We start from the raw sequence: 4,783 nt of genomic DNA on the forward strand, positions 1-4,783 counted from the left end.
GCCGCTCATCGTGAGGGTCGCCTTCGCATCGTCGAGGGCCGCAACCAGGAAGCGACCACAAGGAGGTACCCGTGCACATCGGCAGAAAGGCCGTCCTCGTGACGGCGATGGCAGGCTCGTTGCTTGGTGGTGGGGCACTCGGAGCGGTGATCTTCGGTGCCGGGTCGGGTAGTGCCCAGACCACCAGCACCACCGCTCCGGCGGCTTCGAACGGCAACTCGACCGCGCCGCCGAGCGGCACGTTCAAGCCCAACGAGGACCCGACCCACGAGAAGGGCGAGAGCGCCCAGCGCGAGGCGCAGGAGAACGCCGGGCAGGTCCCGACCGTCCCGTAAGCGCACCAGGTGGTGGGGCCGGTCGAGCGTCGCCCGGCCGGCTCCACCGACCGTCGAACCGGGCCGCGTCACCCGCCGTAGAGCCGGCGGACCCCGGCCCGGAAGCGGTCGACGTCGACGTCGACGGCCACCCGCCATCGGGGCCAGCCCGCCGCGACGTCGCCGGTGCGGGTGCGACCCCACTCGGCGCCGCCGGCCACGTCCACGTCCAACCCCACCGTGGTCCAGGCGACGAGGTCGGGCTCCGCGATCGCCATCGGCACCAGGACGTCGTGAGTGGGGAACGTGCCGTCCGGACCCGCGGCGACGCGCGCGTACCGCTCGATCGGACCGGCGAGGAACCGCGCCGCTGGCGTTCGTCGCGCTCGGAGGAGCTCCAGCTCGCGTCGCCCGAGCGTCGCCCGGGCGGTCACGTCGAGGCCGATGAGGCCGGGCGGCGACGTCCACGCGGCGCGCACGAGCTCGCGGGCCGCGACCGGGTCGTAGGCGACGTTGTACTCCGCGACCGGTGTGGCGTTCCCGGCCGCGGCCAGGGCGCCACCCATCGCGACCAGGCCTCGGGCCGAGCCGGCGAGCTCGGGCCGGCGACGAAGGGCGCGAGCCAGGTTGCCGAACGGGCCGAGCGCGGCGACGACGACCTCGCCGGGGCGGTGACCGCAGAGACGAGCCAGGAGCGCCGGCGCGGGTTCGGCCACCGGCCTCATCGGGGCCTCGCCGGGGTGGAGCCCGCCGAGGCCGTCACCGTCGGCGACCGCGGGCGGGACCGGCACCGGCGGCGCCGGGCCGAGCCGGGCCTCGGGGCCGACGGCCAGCGGCACGTCGGTGCGCCCGGCAGCCGCCAGCACCTTGGCGAAGTTGCGCGCCGCCCGCGCGGCCGTCACGACGCCCGGCCCCGCCGTCACGGCCAGGACGTCGAGGCTGGGATGGTTGAGCGCGAACCACAGCGCGTCGCACGACACCTCGCCGCCGTCGCTGTCCACGACGATCGGGATGGCCTCGGGCGTCACCGGCGTCCGTCGCCGCGCCGCGGGCGTCGGTGCGAGGGCGGACGGATGGTGGCCCCGGGGGAAGGCGACCGGGCTGCGCACCGGACGCCGGGGGCTACATCGCCAGCGGCTGGCGCTCGCGGTCCAGGACCGCGAGCTGGGCGCGGCCGCCGTCCTGGGCGCGGTGCATGGCGGCGTCGGCCTCGCGGAGCAGGCTGTCCGGAGCCCGCTCGGGATCGTCGGTGATCGCGACCCCGATGCTCACCGTCGGCTGGATCTCGTGGCCGTCGATGGCGGCGGGCGCGCTGAGCACACCGGCGATGCGCTGAGCGATCGCGGCGGCACTCCGCCCGTCATCGACCGCGGCGCAGAGCACGAACTCGTCGTTCCCGAACCGGCCGACCGTCTCCTCGGCGCGCAGCGCCCGACGCAGCCGGCGGGCGAGGACCACGAGCAGCTCGTCACCGGCCTGCTCGCCCAGGCTCTCGTTGATGGTCGTGAAGCCGTCGACGTCGACGTACAGCACCGCGATCGCCGCGGACCCGTCGCCCAGCCCGTCCAGCAGCCCTTGCAGCCGCTCGACGAGCAGCACGCCGTTCGGCAGCCCGGTCAGCGGGTCGGTCAGCGCCTCGAGCGCGCCCATCCGGGCCTTCGCCCGCTGCTCGATGACGTCGAGTCGGACGCCGTCACCGGCCGCCTCGGCGAGCTCGTCGTCGATCGGGTGCCCGGTGAGCAGCAGCCCGCCGGCGTCGATGAGATCGTTGATCCGGAAGTGGAAGGTCCGGTACTGCTTGTCGGCGGCGCGGAGTCGCAGGCTCACGGCGTCGGCGCGCTCCGCCGTCGGCCGGAGCAGCTGACGGAGGGTGTCGCGGTCCTCGGGGTGGACGAGGGTGACGAGCAGGATGTCGAGGCCCACGGGCAGGCCGAGGGCGGCGTACATCGCCGCGCTCAGGTACGGCACGCCACCGTCGGCGCGCAGCAGCGCGAACCAGTCGCTCGTCGACGCGTCGGACCCGGACAGCTTCGTCGACACGTGCACCGTGCCCGTGACCCGACCGACCGAATCCCGCAGCGGGACCTGCTCGACGCTCACCATGACGGCCGCGCCGTCCCGGTGCCGGACTCGGAGCCGACCCGACCAGACCTGGCCCGCCAGCCCGCACCCGCCGATCAGGGCGGCGTCGGTCGGCCCGACCTCGGGCGAGAGGACCTCGTCGAGCCGCTCCCCCGTGGCCTCGGCCGACGTCCACCCGTAGAGCCGCGTCGCGGCCGGGTTCCACTCGACGACCCGGCCGGCGAGGTCGGTGGCGACGAGCGCCTCGTCGATCATGCCCAGCATCTGCCGGAGCCGGGCGACGTCGTCGGGCACCGTCAGCGATCGTCGAGGCATCTCGCGTCCTCTCCCCCGGCGGGGGCGGCGGGAGTCCTGCCGGCAGCACGGCGCGGCCCGGCCGCGGCTCGACGGCCGCCCCGAGCAGGGGCTCGGTTCCCGGAAGTTCCACGCCCGGCCACGCCTAGGTATCGGGCGTCCGGCACGCCACCTGAAGGGCGAGCCGGGTCAGCCGTCGCTCGGTCGGCCCGCCCGGGCGGCGACCGTCGCGCTAGGGGGTGCGCCCGAGGAGCGCCAGCAGGCTCGCCTGCCGGTCGGCGCCCGGCGGGATCTCGTGGTGGTCGCCGAACATGCCGCTGCCCACGAGCAGGTCCCGCTGGGGCTCGACGACGGCCCAGCACGCCTCGACGAGATCGGGCGGGAGAGCCGTGTCCTGCCCGGTGGCGGCGGCGAGGTCCCAGCCGTGGATGAGCACGTCGAGGAAGCGGTGGCCGGCGTACACCTCGCCCGGCACCGGGCCGTAGGACACCGCGCACGGCGCCGCCATGGCGCCGGGGGCGCGGAAGGCCTCGTCGGCCACGCGCGCGGACTCGGTGTAGGCCGCGAGCGGGTCCGGGCCGAGCACGTCACCGTCGAGCCGATCGCCGACGGCCTCGATCGTCTTGCCACGGGCGAGCTCGGCGGCCCAGAAGTTCCCGGAGACGACGTGGTTGGCGAGCTCGCGCACCGTCCACCCCTCGCACGGTGTCGCCAGCTCCCACTGGTCGTCCCGGATGCCGCCGACGTCGCGACGGGTGGCGTTCAAGGCGCGCTCGTGCAGCGCCGGCAGGTCGAGTCCCATCGGTGCCATCCCCCTCTCGCGCGGAGACTGGCACCCTACCCGTGGGGGCGGCGGAGCGTCTCGGGGCCGCGGCGTGGCGGCACGCGTCGTGAAGCGTCGCGGCCGGTCGGCGCGCGGCCTCGGCGCTCGGCCCGTCGACGGCCGGCGGCGCGACGGTACGGTGCGACGGTGCCCGCCGCGGCGGCCGTCCTCATCGACATCGACGGCGTCCTCACCGTGTCGTGGCGGGCGGTCCCCGGGACCCCGGCCGCGCTCCAGCGGCTCCGCGACGCGGGGCTCGGGATCGCGCTCATCACGAACACGACGTCTCGGAGCCGGCAGTCCATCGCCGCCGCGCTCACGAACGCAGGATTCGGCGTCGGCGCCGCCGAGATCCTCACCGCGCCGGCGCTGACGGCGGCGTACCTCCGCCAGCACCACGCCGGCGGGCGCTGCCTGGTGCTGAACAGCGGCGACGTCCGCGACGACCTGGGCGGCGTCACGATCGCCGAGCCGGGCGGGCCCGTCGACGTCGTCGTCGTCGGCGGCGCCGGGCCCGAGTTCGGCTACGACGCCCTCAACCAGGTGTTCCAGCTCGCCCTCGACGGCGTCCCCCTCGTGGCGATGCACGAGAACCTGTACTGGCGCACGGCCAAGGGCTTCCAGCTCGACGGCGGCGCCTACCTCCGCGCGATCGAGGCCGCGGCCGGGGTGCACGCGGTCGTGATCGGCAAGCCGGCCCCGGCCTGCTTCCACGCTGCGATGCGGGACCTGGGCGTGCCGCCGGACGCGGCGGTGATGGTCGGCGACGACCTCGACGCCGACGTCCTCGCGGCCCAGGCCGCCGGCCTCACGGGAGTCCTGGTGCGGACGGGGAAGTTCCGGGCCGAGACGCTCGCGCGAGCCGCCGCCGAGCCCGACTACGTCCTCGACTCCTTCGCCGACCTGCCGACGCTGCTCGGCCTCACTTGACGGCGCCGTCGTCGTGTGTTGCCGTGGCCGGCCGGACCACGCCGGTCGCGCCGGCACGACGTCGTGCGAACCGCTCCTGGGGGGAGGACACCGATGACGCTGCTGGCGGCCCGCGGTCGAGTCGGCGCTGGGGGCCTGGCCGTGCTCCTCGGCGCCGCCGCCACCTGGCTGTCGCCGGGCGCGGCCGCGAGCGCCCGTGCGACGCCCGCCGCCCCGACGTTCGCGGTCGGTGCACGCCTCGAGACGTTCGTCGACGCCACCCGTCCGACCCCGGCGAACGGGTCCTTCGCCGGGAGCCCGACTCGCACCCTCCCGACGCTCGTGCTCTACCCGGCGGTGG

At 75.9% G+C, this 4,783-nt stretch carries 6 protein-coding genes; 3 read left to right on the forward strand and 3 right to left on the reverse strand.

Annotated elements, in window-relative coordinates:
• Nucleotides 1-71: 71 nt before the first annotated feature.
• On the forward strand, nucleotides 72-335 hold the full coding sequence (locus tag VG869_00920; protein HEV3449741.1) for a hypothetical protein: 264 nt from the start codon (nucleotides 72-74) through the stop codon (nucleotides 333-335).
• Nucleotides 336-403: 68 nt separating this feature from the next.
• Here VG869_00920 and VG869_00925 read toward each other — a convergent pair whose 3' ends face one another.
• The 3 genes from VG869_00925 to VG869_00935 all read right to left on the reverse strand — a co-directional run bounded on the left by VG869_00925 (nucleotide 404) and on the right by VG869_00935 (nucleotide 3,492).
• Nucleotides 404-1,423, reverse strand: a complete 1,020-nt coding sequence (locus tag VG869_00925) for a nucleoside hydrolase (GenBank protein HEV3449742.1) — start codon at nucleotides 1,421-1,423, stop codon at nucleotides 404-406.
• Between the two features lie 13 nt (nucleotides 1,424-1,436).
• Entirely contained in the window at nucleotides 1,437-2,711 is a 1,275-nt protein-coding gene (locus VG869_00930) for a diguanylate cyclase (protein HEV3449743.1), read from the reverse strand.
• A gap of 211 nt (nucleotides 2,712-2,922) precedes the next feature.
• Nucleotides 2,923-3,492 carry a TIGR03086 family metal-binding protein gene (locus VG869_00935; protein ID HEV3449744.1) on the reverse strand — a complete coding sequence of 190 codons (570 nt, stop codon included), beginning with the start codon at nucleotides 3,490-3,492 and terminating at the stop codon, nucleotides 2,923-2,925.
• Nucleotides 3,493-3,660: 168 nt separating this feature from the next.
• On the opposite strand from VG869_00935, the gene VG869_00940 reads away from it, so the two are divergent.
• Nucleotides 3,661-4,443, forward strand: a complete 783-nt coding sequence (locus tag VG869_00940) for a TIGR01458 family HAD-type hydrolase (protein ID HEV3449745.1) — start codon at nucleotides 3,661-3,663, stop codon at nucleotides 4,441-4,443.
• A 93-nt stretch (nucleotides 4,444-4,536) separates the two neighbouring features.
• On the forward strand, nucleotides 4,537-4,783 hold a 247-nt coding region (locus VG869_00945; protein HEV3449746.1), incomplete at its 3' end, for a hypothetical protein.

It is taken from the genome of Acidimicrobiia bacterium (assembly GCA_035948415.1).
In the GTDB taxonomy this organism is placed as follows: Bacteria; Actinomycetota; Acidimicrobiia; order IMCC26256; family PALSA-555; genus PALSA-555.

Excerpts from the sequence above, each read along its gene's own strand:
- VG869_00935 (HEV3449744.1), bottom strand. The coding sequence starts at position 3,492 with ATGGGACTCGACCTGCCGGCGCTGCACGAGCGCGCCTTGAACGCCACC.
- VG869_00930 (HEV3449743.1), bottom strand. The coding sequence starts at position 2,711 with ATGCCTCGACGATCGCTGACGGTGCCCGACGACGTCGCCCGGCTCCGG.